This window comes from Bacillus sp. FSL K6-6038, from assembly GCF_038050455.1.
In the GTDB taxonomy this organism is placed as follows: Bacteria; Bacillota; Bacilli; order Bacillales; family Bacillaceae_G; genus Bacillus_A; species Bacillus_A pseudomycoides.
This window is the reverse complement of the sequence record NZ_JBBOUH010000001.1, coordinates 3695651-3710246: the sequence shown is the minus strand read 5'-3', so window position 1 is coordinate 3710246 and position 14596 is coordinate 3695651. Positions and strand designations below refer to the sequence as shown.

14 protein-coding genes are annotated in these 14596 nt (G+C 37.9%); all 14 read left to right on the top strand.

What is annotated here, in order from left to right; all coding sequences use genetic code 11:
* The first annotated feature begins 5 nt into the window (after positions 1-5).
* The 14 genes from trmFO (at position 6) to NSQ40_RS19405 (ending at position 14494) form a co-directional block, all read left to right on the top strand.
* Positions 6-1310, top strand: a complete 1305-nt coding sequence (trmFO, locus tag NSQ40_RS19470; RefSeq protein ID WP_098100893.1) for an FADH(2)-oxidizing methylenetetrahydrofolate--tRNA-(uracil(54)-C(5))-methyltransferase TrmFO — start codon at positions 6-8, stop codon at positions 1308-1310.
* 65 nt (positions 1311-1375) lie between these two features.
* The gene (xerC, locus tag NSQ40_RS19465; RefSeq protein ID WP_033796368.1) at positions 1376-2275 is read left to right on the top strand and encodes a tyrosine recombinase XerC; all 900 of its coding nucleotides are present in this window, start codon (positions 1376-1378) and stop codon (positions 2273-2275) included.
* A gap of 42 nt (positions 2276-2317) precedes the next feature.
* The gene (gene hslV, locus NSQ40_RS19460) at positions 2318-2860 is read left to right on the top strand and encodes an ATP-dependent protease proteolytic subunit HslV (RefSeq protein WP_003199482.1); all 543 of its coding nucleotides are present in this window, start codon (positions 2318-2320) and stop codon (positions 2858-2860) included.
* Positions 2861-2882: 22 nt separating this feature from the next.
* Positions 2883-4274, top strand: a complete 1392-nt coding sequence (gene hslU / locus NSQ40_RS19455; RefSeq protein ID WP_003199484.1) for an ATP-dependent protease ATPase subunit HslU — start codon at positions 2883-2885, stop codon at positions 4272-4274.
* A gap of 77 nt (positions 4275-4351) precedes the next feature.
* Positions 4352-5131, top strand: coding sequence for a GTP-sensing pleiotropic transcriptional regulator CodY (gene codY / locus NSQ40_RS19450; RefSeq protein ID WP_000421292.1), 780 nt, complete (start codon positions 4352-4354; stop codon positions 5129-5131).
* 361 nt (positions 5132-5492) lie between these two features.
* Complete coding sequence (gene rpsB, locus NSQ40_RS19445) at positions 5493-6194, top strand: 30S ribosomal protein S2 (protein ID WP_018764712.1); 702 nt, start codon at positions 5493-5495, stop codon at positions 6192-6194.
* Positions 6195-6296: 102 nt separating this feature from the next.
* Positions 6297-7184: a translation elongation factor Ts gene (gene tsf, locus NSQ40_RS19440; protein WP_033796367.1), complete on the top strand. Its 888-nt coding sequence runs from the start codon at positions 6297-6299 to the stop codon at positions 7182-7184.
* Positions 7185-7250: 66 nt separating this feature from the next.
* Complete coding sequence (pyrH, locus tag NSQ40_RS19435) at positions 7251-7973, top strand: UMP kinase (RefSeq protein WP_003199491.1); 723 nt, start codon at positions 7251-7253, stop codon at positions 7971-7973.
* 2 nt (positions 7974-7975) lie between these two features.
* Complete coding sequence (gene frr / locus NSQ40_RS19430; RefSeq protein WP_003199493.1) at positions 7976-8533, top strand: ribosome recycling factor; 558 nt, start codon at positions 7976-7978, stop codon at positions 8531-8533.
* Between the two features lie 85 nt (positions 8534-8618).
* Positions 8619-9395 (top strand): isoprenyl transferase, encoded by a 777-nt coding sequence (gene uppS, locus NSQ40_RS19425; RefSeq protein WP_006095735.1) that lies wholly within the window; start codon positions 8619-8621, stop codon positions 9393-9395.
* Between the two features lie 17 nt (positions 9396-9412).
* Positions 9413-10204 (top strand): phosphatidate cytidylyltransferase, encoded by a 792-nt coding sequence (locus NSQ40_RS19420; protein WP_018764710.1) that lies wholly within the window; start codon positions 9413-9415, stop codon positions 10202-10204.
* Positions 10205-10224: 20 nt separating this feature from the next.
* Positions 10225-11367 (top strand): 1-deoxy-D-xylulose-5-phosphate reductoisomerase, encoded by a 1143-nt coding sequence (gene dxr / locus NSQ40_RS19415; RefSeq protein WP_003199500.1) that lies wholly within the window; start codon positions 10225-10227, stop codon positions 11365-11367.
* A 17-nt stretch (positions 11368-11384) separates the two neighbouring features.
* The gene (rseP, locus tag NSQ40_RS19410; RefSeq protein WP_033796366.1) at positions 11385-12641 is read left to right on the top strand and encodes an RIP metalloprotease RseP; all 1257 of its coding nucleotides are present in this window, start codon (positions 11385-11387) and stop codon (positions 12639-12641) included.
* Between the two features lie 152 nt (positions 12642-12793).
* Complete coding sequence (locus NSQ40_RS19405; protein WP_003199505.1) at positions 12794-14494, top strand: proline--tRNA ligase; 1701 nt, start codon at positions 12794-12796, stop codon at positions 14492-14494.
* Positions 14495-14596: the final 102 nt, after the last annotated feature.

Below are 14596 nucleotides of genomic sequence, written 5' to 3'. Positions count from 1 at the left end.
AATACATGACAACACAAGTAGTAAACGTCATTGGCGCAGGTCTTGCAGGAAGTGAAGCAGCTTATCAAATTGCAAAACGTGGTGTTCAAGTAAAATTATATGAAATGAGACCAGTAAGACAAACGCCGGCTCATCACACAGATAAATTTGCTGAGTTAGTATGCAGTAACTCACTTCGTGCAAATACATTAACAAATGCTGTTGGAGTCATTAAAGAAGAAATGCGCAAAATGGACTCTGTTATTATCCGTGCGGCAGATGAGTGTTCTGTGCCAGCAGGAGGAGCATTAGCGGTTGATCGGCATGAATTTGCAGCAAAAGTAACGGAGTATGTGAAAAATCATCCAAACGTAACTGTGATGAACGAAGAAATGACAGAAATTCCAGAAGGACCAACTGTTATCGCGACAGGTCCACTCACATCTCCAGAACTTTCTGCACAGTTAAAAGAGTTAACGGGTGAAGATTATTTTTATTTCTATGATGCAGCTGCACCAATTGTGGAAAAAGAAAGCATTGATATGAACAAAGTATATTTAAAATCTCGTTACGATAAGGGAGAAGCGGCTTATTTAAACTGCCCAATGACAGAAGAAGAGTTCGATCGTTTTTATGATGCTTTAATTGCTGCAGAGACAGTGCCATTAAAAGAATTTGAGAAAGAAGTATTCTTTGAAGGTTGTATGCCTGTAGAAGTAATGGCAAGCCGTGGTAGACAGACATTGTTATTTGGACCGATGAAACCAGTGGGGCTGGAAGATCCGAAAACAGGTAAAACGCCATATGCTGTTGTTCAATTACGTCAAGATGATGCAGCAGGAACGTTATACAATATTGTTGGGTTCCAAACACATTTAAAGTGGGGACCTCAAAAAGAAGTATTACAATTGATTCCTGGACTTGAAAATGCAGAAATTGTACGCTATGGTGTAATGCATCGTAATACGTTTATTAATTCACCAAGATTACTTCGTCCAACATACCAATATAAACATCGTGCTGATTTATTCTTTGCTGGACAAATGACAGGTGTAGAAGGATATGTAGAATCGGCTGCTTCAGGGCTGTTAGCAGGTATTAATGCAGCTCGTCTTGTAAAGGGAGAAGAGCCTGTTGTATTACCTCCTGTAACAGCAATGGGCAGTATGGCGAATTATATTACTGCAACTAATGCGAAAAACTTCCAACCGATGAACGCAAACTTTGGTTTATTTGCGCCATTAGAAAAGAAAATTAAAAAGAAACAAGAGCGAAATGAAGCATACGCAACACGCGCTTTAGAGACGATTCAAAATTTTGTAAATATTTAGTTAAATTTCTTGCAAAGGCTACTGAGTTGTGATACGATTTAGTAGCCTTTATTGAGGTGAGTTATGTGAATGTGAAGAAATTGTTACAATTATTCGTTGGATATTTACAAATTGAAAGAAATTATTCAAAATATACAATTGCAAGTTATCAAAATGATTTAGAACATTTTGTGCAATTTATGGAGCGAGAAGGCATATCCTCTTTTTTAGACGTTACATACGTAGATGTTCGTTTGTACTTAACGACATTACACGATGAAAAGCTAGCCCGTAAATCTGTCGCAAGAAAAGTATCGAGCTTACGAAGTTTATATCGTTTTCTGATGCGTGAAGGATATCGAGAAGATAATCCGTTTGCACTTGCGTCACTCCCCAAAAAAGACCTGTCAATCCCAAAGTTTTTGTATGTTGAAGAATTGGAGAAATTGTTTGAAGTTTCTGATGTAAAAACACCACTTGGTCAAAGGGATCAAGCTTTATTAGAGCTTATGTATGCAACGGGAATCCGTGTGAGTGAATGTGTAAGTTTACAACTTACTGATATTGATTTCTCGGTAGGGACAATTCTAGTGACGGGAAAAGGCAAAAAACAAAGGTACGTTCCGTTTGGAAGTTATGCCCAAGATGCTTTAATTACTTATATAGAAAACGGTAGAAAACAGTTAGCTAAAAAAACAGAGGAACATTCTCAAATGGTGTTTTTAAATGCAAAGGGTAAGCCGTTAACGGATCGCGGTGTTCGTTATATTTTAAATGAGCTCATTAAGAAAGCTTCTCTTACAATGCGAATAAGTCCGCATATGTTAAGGCATACATTTGCTACACATATGTTAGATGAAGGTGCAGATTTACGAACTGTGCAGGAGTTATTGGGTCATGAAAATCTATCAACGACACAAATTTATACGCATGTTTCAAAAGAAAGATTGCGTTCTGTTTACATGAAGCATCACCCGCGGGCATAAATTGCTTTTAAAGCTATAAAAACATATAAAGGAGTTTTTTCTATGGGAAATTTCCACGCTACAACGATATTTGCCATTCACCATAATGGAGAGTGTGCTATGGCCGGCGACGGACAAGTGACATTTGGCAATGCTGTTGTGATGAAGCACACAGCACGAAAAGTTCGAAAGCTATTTCAAGGGAAGGTGTTAGCTGGATTTGCAGGTTCCGTTGCGGATGCGTTTACTCTTTTTGAAATGTTTGAGGGGAAATTAGAAGAGTATAATGGAAATTTACAACGTGCTGCAGTTGAAATGGCGAAACAATGGCGTGGTGATAAAATGCTGCGTCAATTGGAAGCGATGTTAATCGTTATGGATCAAACAACGTTACTTCTTGTTTCAGGAACAGGAGAAGTAATTGAACCGGATGATGGCATTTTAGCAATCGGTTCAGGTGGACATTATGCGCTTGCAGCTGGCCGCGCTTTAAAGCAACATGCGAGTGAACATTTAACAGCAAAAGCAATTGCGAAAGCAAGTTTAGAAATTGCTGGTGACATTTGTGTGTATACAAATCACAACATTATTGTGGAAGAATTGTAGAATCGTAAGGGAGGCATTTTATATGCATTTACATTTTACTCCGCGTCAAATTGTAGAAAAATTGGATCAATATATTATTGGTCAAAAAGATGCGAAAAAAGCGGTTGCAGTAGCGCTTAGAAATCGATATCGTCGTAGTAAATTAGCGGAAGATTTACGCGATGAAATTGCTCCGAAGAACATTTTAATGATTGGACCGACAGGGGTCGGAAAGACAGAGGTAGCACGACGAATGGCGAAGCTCGTTGGAGCACCTTTTATTAAGGTTGAAGCGACGAAATTCACAGAAGTTGGATATGTCGGTCGAGATGTAGAATCTATGGTGCGTGACCTTGTAGAAACTTCAGTTCGCATCGTAAAAGAAGAAATGGTCGTCAAGGTTAAAGATAAGGCTGAGGAGCAAGCAAATCAACGGCTTGTTGAAATTTTGGTGCCAAGTCCGCAAAAACAATCCGGATTCAAAAATCCGTTAGAGATGTTATTTGGTGGAAATCAAAATGCGAATCAGACATCTGAAACACAAGATGACACAGAAATTGAAAAGAAGCGCAGAGAAGTTGAAAAGAAACTTGCTGCAGGTTTACTTGAAGATGAAATTGTATCGATTGAAGTGACGGAACAACAGTCTTCTATGTTTGATATGTTGCAAGGTACTGGTATGGAGCAAATGGGGATGAATTTCCAAGATGCATTAGGAAGTTTTATGCCGAAAAAAACGAAAAAACGTAAACTTTCTGTAAAAGAAGCAAGAAAAGTCTTGACAAATGAGGAAGCACAGCGCTTAATTGATATGGATGAAGTTACACAAGAGGCTGTTTATCGTGCTGAACAGCTCGGGATTATTTTTATTGATGAAATTGACAAAATTGCTGGTAAGCAGTCGAATAGCGTGGATGTATCGCGTGAAGGTGTACAGCGTGACATTTTGCCAATTGTAGAAGGATCGAACGTTGCAACGAAATATGGATCGGTGAAAACAGATTATATTTTATTTATTGCGGCTGGTGCCTTCCATATGTCCAAACCGTCTGATTTAATTCCAGAACTGCAAGGAAGATTCCCGATTCGAGTGGAATTAACAAAATTATCGGTAGATGATTTTGTTAAAATTCTTGTAGAACCTGATAATGCTTTAGTGAAGCAATATATAGCATTATTAGCAACCGAGGGTATAGAAATTGAATTTTCTGACGAAGCTATTCGTAAGATTGCTGAGATTGCTTATCAAGTTAATCAAGATACGGATAATATTGGAGCGAGAAGACTTCATACCATTATGGAGAAACTTCTTGAAGATTTATCGTTTGAAGCATCTGAGATTACGTTAGAGAAAATAACGATAACACCTCAATATGTAGAGGAAAAATTAGCAACGATTGCTAAAAATAAAGATGTGAGCCAGTTTATTTTGTAATAGTGTCATCAGGTGACTCGCCCTAGTTTCCAAGTGATGAAAAAATATGTAAGTAACATGTAGGAGGAACTTTTGAAATGGAATTATTAGCAAAAACGAGAAAATTAAATGCGTTATTACAGAGCGCAGCAGGAAAGCCTGTAAACTTTAGAGAAATGTCAGATACAATGTGTGAAGTAATTGAAGCAAACGTATTCGTTGTAAGTCGTCGCGGTAAATTATTAGGATATGCAATTCACCAACAAATCGAGAATGAGCGCATGAAACAAATGCTTGCAGAGCGTCAATTCCCAGAAGAGTATACACAAAGCCTATTCAACGTTACAGAAACATCTTCAAACTTAGATGTAAACAGTCAATTTACAGCATTCCCTGTAGAAAACAAAGAATTATTCGGTCAAGGTTTAACTACAATTGTACCGATCGTTGGTGGCGGTGAGCGTCTAGGTACACTAGTGTTAGCGCGTCTTGGTCAAGAATTTTTAGATGATGATTTAATTCTTGCTGAATACAGCTCAACTGTAGTAGGTATGGAAATCTTACGCGAAAAAGCGGAAGAAATCGAAGAAGAAGCGCGTAGTAAAGCGGTCGTTCAAATGGCAATTAGCTCGTTATCATACAGTGAGTTAGAAGCAATTGAGCACATCTTCGAAGAATTAAATGGAACAGAAGGTTTACTTGTTGCAAGTAAAATTGCTGATCGTGTAGGAATTACTCGTTCTGTAATCGTAAACGCACTTCGTAAATTAGAAAGTGCAGGCGTTATTGAATCTCGTTCTTTAGGTATGAAAGGAACATACATTAAAGTATTAAACGACAAGTTTTTACATGAACTTGCTAAATTAAAAACAAACTAATTGTTAAGGGAAGCTCTCCTCATGTGAGGAGAGCTTTTTTATTTTCTAAAAGATTCATTGCGTTCTGATGGGGAAAAAGCCGTAGTTTTGCTTTATTAGGTACGGCTGCTTAAAGTAAAGGAAGAGTGGTAATACTGAAGTTAGAATTGAGAAATAGATGAGTAAAATCATAATTAAAAAGAAAGTTTTACATTGTTCGCATTTTCGACTTGATTGTAATATTTCATTATGATATAGTAAGCAGTGGTGTCAGTACAAAGTACACACGTTTACCGATTTAAGTGTTGGTGCTACGCTTGTAGTTTCGCTTAAAGATGAAGTAAACGGAGGATATCAAAAACCATTTAGGAGGAACTAAATTATGTCAGTAATTTCTATGAAGCAATTGCTTGAAGCTGGTGTTCATTTCGGACATCAAACTCGTCGTTGGAACCCAAAAATGAAACGTTACATTTTCACAGAGCGTAACGGTATCTACATCATCGACTTACAAAAAACTGTGAAAAAAGTTGAAGAAGCTTTCAACGTAATGCGTAACATCGCTGCTGAAGGTGGCGACATTTTATTCGTAGGTACAAAAAAACAAGCACAAGAAGCTATTAAAGAAGAAGCAACTCGTGCAGGTATGTACTTCGTTAACCAACGTTGGTTAGGTGGAACGTTAACAAACTTCCAAACAATCCAAAAGCGTATCAAGCGTCTTAAAGACATCGAAAGAATGCAAGAAGATGGTACATTCGATGTACTTCCTAAGAAAGAAGTTGTTCAACTTAAAAAAGAGTTAGAGCGTCTTGAAAAATTCTTAGGCGGTATTAAAGATATGAAAGGTCTTCCAAGTGCATTATTCGTAGTAGACCCTCGTAAAGAGCGTATCGCAGTTGCTGAAGCACGCAAATTACACATTCCAATCATCGGTATCGTTGATACAAACTGTGATCCAGACGAAATCGATCACGTAATTCCAGCAAACGATGATGCAATTCGTGCTGTAAAACTTCTTACATCTAAAATGGCAGACGCGATCCTTGAAGCAAAACAAGGTGAAGAAACTGTTACTGCGTAACAAATTTGAAAGGTGATAAGGGGTTCGGCCTTTTATCACCTTTTTTAAGGTATAAACACCTTTTCAAAAGGTATAAATACATATTTTAGGAGGATGAAAAATATGGCAATCACTGCACAAATGGTAAAAGAACTTCGTGAAAAAACTGGCGCGGGTATGATGGACTGCAAAAAAGCTTTAACAGAAACTAACGGCGACATGGAGAAAGCAATTGACTTCTTACGTGAAAAAGGTATTGCGAAAGCTGCTAAAAAAGCAGACCGCATCGCTGCTGAAGGTTTAACTTTCATCGAAACAAACGGTAACGAAGGTTTAATCTTAGAAGTAAACTCTGAAACTGATTTCGTTGCGAAAAACGAAGGTTTCCAAACATTAATTAAAGAATTAGCTGCTCATTTATTAGCTAACAAACCTGCTAACATTGAAGAAGCTATGGCTCAAACAATTGCAAACGGCAAAACAGTAGAAGAGTACATCAACGAAGCAATCGCTAAAATTGGTGAAAAACTTACACTTCGTCGTTTCGAAATCGTATCAAAAACTGATGCAGATGCATTCGGTGCTTACCTACACATGGGTGGACGCATTGGTGTATTAACAGTTCTTGAAGGTTCTACAGATGAAGCGGCTGCTAAAGATGTAGCAATGCACATTGCAGCAGTTAACCCTAAATACATCGACCGCGATGCTGTAACAGCTGAAGAAGTTGAGCACGAGCGTCAAGTATTAACACAACAAGCTTTAAACGAAGGCAAGCCTGAAAAAATCGTTGCTAAGATGGTTGAAGGCCGTCTAGGTAAATTCTTTGAAGAGATTTGCTTACTTGACCAAGCATTCGTTAAAAACCCTGATATGAAAGTTCGTCAGTTCGTTGAGTCTAAAGGCGGAACATTAAAAGGATTCGTTCGCTACGCTGTTGGTGAAGGTATCGAAAAACGCGAAGACAACTTTGCTGAAGAAGTAATGAACCAAGTAAAAGGTAACAACTAATACAGATTAGGGAACACATTGTGTTCCCTTTTTTAAAATAAAGATGTAAGCAATTGGAGGTTCATTATGAGTAAACCGAAATATGATCGTGTCGTTTTAAAACTAAGCGGAGAAGCTTTAGCTGGTGAACAAGGATTTGGAATTAACCCAGCTGTTATTAAGTCAGTTGCAGAACAAGTGAAAGAAATTGCAGAACTTGATGTAGAGGTTGCTGTTGTTGTTGGCGGCGGTAACATTTGGCGTGGGAAAATTGGAAGTGAAATGGGCATGGACCGTGCAGGAGCGGACTACATGGGCATGTTAGCGACAGTTATGAACTCATTAGCTCTTCAAGATAGCTTGGAGAACATTGGAATTCAAACACGCGTTCAAACTTCTATTGAAATGCGTCAAGTGGCAGAACCTTACATTCGCCGCAAAGCAGTTCGTCACTTAGAGAAGAAGCGTGTTGTTATCTTTGCAGCGGGTACAGGTAACCCGTACTTCTCTACAGATACAACTGCTGCATTACGTGCAGCAGAAATCGAAGCTGATGTTATTTTAATGGCGAAAAACAATGTAGATGGCGTATATAATGCAGATCCATCTATTGACCCAACAGCTACAAAATATGAAACACTTACTTACTTAGATGTATTAAAAGAAGGTTTAGGTGTAATGGATTCTACTGCTTCTTCTTTATGTATGGATAATGATATTCCATTAATTGTATTCTCGGTTATGGAAAAAGGTAATATTAAGCGTGCCGTTTTAGGCGAAAATATTGGAACAATTGTAAGGGGGAAATAAAAATGGGACAACAAGTATTAAAAGCTGCAAATGAAAAAATGGAAAAAGCAGTTGCTGCTTATTCTCGCGAATTAGCTTCAGTTCGTGCTGGTCGTGCAAGCGCGTCTGCATTAGATAAAGTACAAGTTGATTATTATGGTGCACCAACACCTGTTGTGCAATTAGCGAACATTACAGTTCCTGAAGCACGTTTGCTTGTTATTCAGCCGTATGATAAAACTTCTATTGGTGATATTGAAAAAGCAATTTTAAAAGCTGATTTAGGTCTAAATCCTTCTAACGACGGATCAGTAATTCGTATTGCATTCCCTGCATTAACAGAAGAACGTCGTAGAGACCTAGTAAAAACTGTTAAGAAATATGCTGAAGAAGCAAAAGTAGCAGTTCGTAACGTACGTCGTGATGCTAATGATGATCTTAAAAAGCTTGAAAAAGCTGGAGATATTACAGAAGACGACTTAAGAGGATATACAGAAGATATCCAAAAAGAAACAGATAAATATATTGCAAAAGTTGACGAAATCGCAAAAAACAAAGAAAAAGAAATCATGGAAGTGTAATAGCGATACCTTCGCAAATATGACCCTCTTCTTAAGGGGGTCTTTTTACACTTTTAGGCATACGTCTGCTTGTTGGAGGGTATGAATGATGTTTAAAAAGTTTCCTTTTTTTAAAGGTAAAAAGGTCACATCGTTTGATCATCTCATTGAAAAAGTGAAAAAGGGACATATCCCAGAGCACATTGCGATCATTATGGATGGTAATGGAAGATGGGCAAAGAGAAGAGCAATGCCCCGCATTGCCGGACATCATGAAGGAATGCAAGTAGTAAAAAAAATTACGAAATTTGCTAGTAAACTTGATGTGAAAGTGCTGACTCTTTATGCTTTTTCTACTGAGAATTGGAAAAGACCGAAAAAGGAAGTCGATTATTTAATGAAGCTTCCAGAAGAATTTTTAGGTGCATTTTTACCAGAATTAATTGAAGAAAATGTACAAGTTCGAGTAATTGGACAAAAAGATCGTCTTCCTACGCATACGCGCAGAGCGATGGAAAAAGCCATGGAAGATACAAAAGAGAACACGGGATTAATTCTCAATTTTGCGTTAAACTATGGAAGTCGCGATGAAATCGTTTCTGCTGTGCAACATATGATGAAAGATAGCGAAGAAGGGAAAGTTCGTTCAGAAGATGTAAATGAAGAAATGCTTTCTTCATACTTAATGACAAGCTCTTTACCTGACCCAGACTTGCTTATTCGTACAAGTGGGGAGCTACGTATTAGTAATTTCATGCTATGGCAAATTGCGTATTCGGAGCTTTGGTTTACAGATGTGTATTGGCCAGATTTTACCGAGGAACATTTGCTAAATGCGATTACAGACTTTCAACATAGAGGGCGCAGATTCGGAGGCGTGTAGAAAGAGAGGGTTTGGTAGTGAAACAGAGAATTATTACTGGAGTGATTGCTGCCGCGCTGTTCATTCCCATCGTAATTTACGGTGGCGTGCCTTTTACAGTTTTAGTGTATGCACTTGCTTCTATAGGATTATATGAATTAATTCGTATGAACAAGCTTACACTTATTTCGGTGCCAACAGTTTTAGCCGCATTATTATTGTGGAGTATTTTAGTTCCAAGTAATGCATCAGGAGTGTTCAATTGGATTGGATTAGATAAACTAGAAATCACATTTGTGATTGTTTTATTACTTTTATCATATACAGTCCTTTCAAAGAATACATTTACTTTTGACAATGCTTCTTTTTTACTTATGGCAACAACGTATGTTGCAATGGGATTCTTATATTTAAATGAAACGAGAATAGCGGGAATCCATTTTGTATTTTATGCGTTATTTGTCATTTGGGCAACTGATTCAGGTGCATATTTCATAGGGAAAGCAATCGGAAAAAGAAAATTGTGGCCAGAAATTAGTCCGAATAAAACGATAGAAGGTTCACTAGGCGGTATTGTTTGTGGGATTGTCGTTGCTTTTGTATACAATATGTTTTTCCAAGTTCAAGGGAACGTTGGGATGTTAATAATTGTTACAATTGCAATCTCCATTTTTGGACAACTTGGTGATTTAGTACAATCTGCTTTTAAACGCCATTACGGTGTGAAAGATTCAGGTACAATTTTACCTGGACATGGTGGAATCTTAGATCGAACAGATAGTTGGTTGTTCGTATTACCGATTTTACACTTCTTACATTTCATTTCATAATAAAACGAGGGGTTGGAGTCATGAAAAACATTAGTTTATTAGGGGCAAGCGGATCAATAGGGACGCAAACTTTAGATGTAGTACGCTCGCACCCAGACCAATTCCGTCTCGTTGCTTTTTCTGTAGGGAAAAATATTGACTACGCAGTAAAAGTTATTCAAGAATTTTCTCCTCAGCTTGTTTCTGTACAAAGAGAGGAAGATGTTGTAAGGTTACAATCAGTTTCTGGAAATACAAAAGTAGTATATGGTGACGAAGGACTATTAGAGGTAGCTCTTCACCCAAGTGCAGAAGTTGTAATAAATGCTGTTGTAGGTAGTGTAGGGTTGTTACCAACACTCCGTGCAATTGAGGCGAAAAAAACAATTGGAATTGCAAACAAAGAAACATTAGTAACTGCGGGACATATTGTAATGGAAGCTGCACGCAAACATAATGTGCCGTTACTTCCAGTAGATAGTGAGCATTCGGCTATTTTTCAATGTTTGAATGGAGAAAATGAAAAGCGAATTTCTCGCTTAATTATCACTGCTTCAGGTGGGAGTTTCCGCGATAAAACGAGAGATGAATTACATCATGTGACTGTGGAAGATGCGCTTCGTCATCCAAACTGGTCAATGGGTTCGAAAATTACAATTGATTCTGCTACAATGATGAATAAGGGGCTGGAAGTAATTGAAGCGCATTGGCTTTTCGGCATACCTTATGAGCAAATTGATGTTGTTTTACATAAAGAAAGCATTATTCATTCTATGGTTGAATTTGAAGATCGTAGTGTAATGGCACAGCTCGGCTCACCAGATATGCGTGTACCAATTCAATATGCACTTACATATCCAGATCGATTACCTCTCTCAGATACAAAACAGTTAAATTTATGGGAAATTGGAACACTGCATTTTGAACAAATGAATCAAGATCGTTTCCGTTGCCTACGTTTTGCATATGAAGCTGGAAAGATGGGCGGGAGCATGCCAGCTGTTATGAATGCAGCAAATGAAGTAGCTGTAGCAGCCTTTCTACAAAAGAAAATTGGTTTCTTAACAGTAGAAGACCTCATTGAAAAAGCAATGCACCATCACAATGTCATTGCACGTCCGAGCTTAGAAGAAATTCAGGAAATTGATGCGGCCACAAGACGGTTTGTGATGGAACAAATTTAGCAAAGGTGGTTATGGAATTGAATACAGCGATTGCCTTTATATTAATTTTCGGTGCACTCGTATTTTTCCATGAGCTAGGGCATCTATATTTCGCAAAAAGAGCGGGTATTTTATGTCGCGAGTTTGCAATTGGTTTTGGACCAAAAATATTTTCATTTGAAAAGAATGAAACAGTTTATACAGTTCGGCTGCTACCTCTTGGAGGCTATGTTAGAATGGCTGGTGAGGATGCAGAAACGGTTGAATTAAAACCAGGAAAAAAAGTTGGACTCGTGTTAAATGAAAACGAAGAAGTTATGAAATTAGTTTTAGACGGGCGCGAAAAGTATCCGAATGTTCGCGTGATTGAAGTAGAGCAAGCTGATTTGGAACACAATCTCACAATTGCTGGTTACGAAGAATACGAGGAGGAATTGCAAACATTCCGTGTGAGTGAAAAAGCTCGTATTGTTTCAGCAGGAGAAGAAATACAAATCGCCCCGTTTAACAGACAATTTGGTTCTAAAACGCTAGGACAACGAGCATTAACAATCTTTGCAGGTCCTGCTATGAACTTCATTCTTGCATTTGTTATTTTTGTTATCATTGGATTGGTACAAGGTATTCCTGTTGATAAGCCAATGGTTGGGAAAGTAATGAAGGATAGTGTTGCAGAACAAGCAGGATTGAAACAAGATGATACGATTCAAGCAATCGATGGGAAAGACACGAATACATGGAAAGATGTTGTCACGATTGTACGTGAACACCCAAATAAAGAAATTACGCTTCATGTAAAACGTGACAGCGAACAATTGAATGTAAAAGTAACGCCATCAGCTGATAAAGAGGGGAAAGAAGAGGTTGGTAGAATTGGTGTATACTCTCCTGTAGAGAAATCTATTCTTGGTTCTATTAAATCAGGTTTTGAGCAGACGTATACATGGACAAAATTAATTTTTGATTCCCTTGTAAAACTAGTGACGGGTCAGTTTTCTATTAATGATTTATCAGGTCCCGTAGGAATTTATAATTTAACAGACCAAGTAGTAGATTATGGCTTTATTCGTGTTCTTAGTTTGGCGGCTGTTTTAAGCATAAACCTTGGTCTATTCAACCTATTACCGGTTCCTGCTCTTGATGGAGGACGCTTGTTCTTCTTCTTAATTGAAGCTTTGCGTGGGAAACCAATTGATCGCCAAAAAGAAGGAATGGTTCATTTTATTGGCTTTGCGTTATTGATGTTACTTATGTTAGTTGTAACGTGGAATGACATTCGGAGATTTTTCTTGTAAAATAAAGTGAAACTTGTAGTAAGTATAAAATTCACGATGTTTTTTGTGAATAGTGAATGAAATGAATAAAACTCTTAGAGTCGTAATCCCTCACCTAATTTGAGGTGGGGGGTTTTACTGCGTATTAGAGTAAATTAAAGAGGTGCGAATAGATGAAACAAAGTATGGTATTTAGTCCTACATTACGTGAAGTACCAGCCGATGCTGAGATTAAAAGTCATCAATTGCTACTTCGTGCAGGATTCATGCGTCAAAATGCTTCTGGTATTTACAGCTTTTTACCACTGGGGCTAAAAGTATTGCATAAAGTGGAACGTATTGTTCGAGAAGAGATGGAACGAGCAGGAGCTGTAGAATTATTAATGCCAGCATTACAAGCAGCTGAATTGTGGCAAGAATCAGGTCGTTGGTATTCTTACGGTTCTGAGTTAATGCGTATGAAAGATCGTAATGATCGTGAGTTTGCACTAGGAGCAACGCATGAAGAAGTTATTACAGACCTTGTACGTGATGAAATTAAATCTTATAAAAAGCTACCGTTAACATTATATCAAATCCAAACAAAATTCCGTGACGAGCAAAGACCCCGTTTTGGTTTATTACGCGGAAGAGAATTTTTAATGAAAGATGCTTATTCTTTCCATGCGACACAAGAAAGTTTGGATGAAGTTTATAGTGGCCTATACCAAGCATATTCTAATATCTTCGCTCGCTGTGGATTGAATTTCCGTGCGGTTATTGCTGATTCTGGAGCAATGGGTGGTAAAGATACACATGAATTTATGGCATTATCTGATGTAGGAGAAGATACAATTGCGTATTCTGATACATCTGATTATGCAGCAAATATTGAAATGGCACCTGTTGTTGCTTCCTATGCAAAAAGCGATGAAGCAGAAAAAGCACTTGAAAAAGTAGCAACGCCAGATCAAAAAGCAATTGAAGAGGTTTCTGCATTCTTAAATATGGAAGCGTCAAATTGCATCAAATCTATGGTCTTTAAAGTCGATGAAAAGTTTGTTGTTGTACTTGTTCGCGGGGATCATGAAGTAAATGATGTAAAAGTGAAGAATGTCTATGGTGCTTCAGTTGTTGAACTTGCTTCACATGAAGAGGTAAGAGAACTGTTAAATTGCGAAGTTGGTTCTTTAGGACCAATTGCTGTAACAGGAGACATTGAAGTCATTGCTGACCATGCTGTAGCAGCAATTGTAAATGGTTGCTGTGGTGCAAACGAAGAAGGATTCCATTATATAAATGTAAATCCAGAGCGTGATTTCAAAGTGAGTCAATATACAGATTTACGTTTCATTCAAGAAGGAGATCAATCTCCAGATGGAAATGGGACAATCCGTTTTGCTCGTGGTATCGAAGTTGGACATGTGTTTAAATTAGGTACACGTTATAGCGAAGCAATGAATGCAACGTTCTTAGATGAGAATGGAAAAACGAAGCCACTTATCATGGGATGCTATGGTATCGGGGTATCTCGCACAGTTGCGGCAGTCGCTGAGCAATTTAACGATGAAAATGGTTTGGTTTGGCCAAAAGCTGTTGCACCATTCCATGTACATGTAATTCCAGTAAACATGAAGTCTGATGCACAGCGTGAAGTAGGTGAAACGATCTACAATTCATTACAAGAACAAGGTTATGAAGTATTGTTAGATGATCGTGCAGAGCGTGCAGGTGTTAAATTTGCTGATGCAGACTTATTTGGTCTTCCAGTTCGAGTAACAGTTGGTAAAAAAGCTGATGAAGGCATTGTTGAAGTAAAAGTGCGTGCTACAAATGAATCTGCAGAAGTAAAGGTAGAAGAACTTCATGCATACATTGCTAATATTTTGAAATAAGAAGAGGTACCTCCAGGTGAGGTACCTTCTATTTCTATGTAAAATAAAAAATAATCAGTTAAAAGGAAGAAATCTTTCTTTGCGGAACGTTTCAATTTATAA

Excerpts from the sequence above, each read along its gene's own strand:
- trmFO (WP_098100893.1), top strand. The coding sequence starts at position 6 with ATGACAACACAAGTAGTAAACGTCATTGGCGCAGGTCTTGCAGGAAGT.
- hslV (WP_003199482.1), top strand. The coding sequence starts at position 2,318 with ATGGGAAATTTCCACGCTACAACGATATTTGCCATTCACCATAATGGA.
- hslU (WP_003199484.1), top strand. The coding sequence starts at position 2,883 with ATGCATTTACATTTTACTCCGCGTCAAATTGTAGAAAAATTGGATCAA.
- codY (WP_000421292.1), top strand. The coding sequence starts at position 4,352 with ATGGAATTATTAGCAAAAACGAGAAAATTAAATGCGTTATTACAGAGC.
- rpsB (WP_018764712.1), top strand. The coding sequence starts at position 5,493 with ATGTCAGTAATTTCTATGAAGCAATTGCTTGAAGCTGGTGTTCATTTC.
- tsf (WP_033796367.1), top strand. The coding sequence starts at position 6,297 with ATGGCAATCACTGCACAAATGGTAAAAGAACTTCGTGAAAAAACTGGC.
- pyrH (WP_003199491.1), top strand. The coding sequence starts at position 7,251 with ATGAGTAAACCGAAATATGATCGTGTCGTTTTAAAACTAAGCGGAGAA.
- frr (WP_003199493.1), top strand. The coding sequence starts at position 7,976 with ATGGGACAACAAGTATTAAAAGCTGCAAATGAAAAAATGGAAAAAGCA.
- uppS (WP_006095735.1), top strand. The coding sequence starts at position 8,619 with ATGATGTTTAAAAAGTTTCCTTTTTTTAAAGGTAAAAAGGTCACATCG.
- dxr (WP_003199500.1), top strand. The coding sequence starts at position 10,225 with ATGAAAAACATTAGTTTATTAGGGGCAAGCGGATCAATAGGGACGCAA.
- NSQ40_RS19405 (WP_003199505.1), top strand. The coding sequence starts at position 12,794 with ATGAAACAAAGTATGGTATTTAGTCCTACATTACGTGAAGTACCAGCC.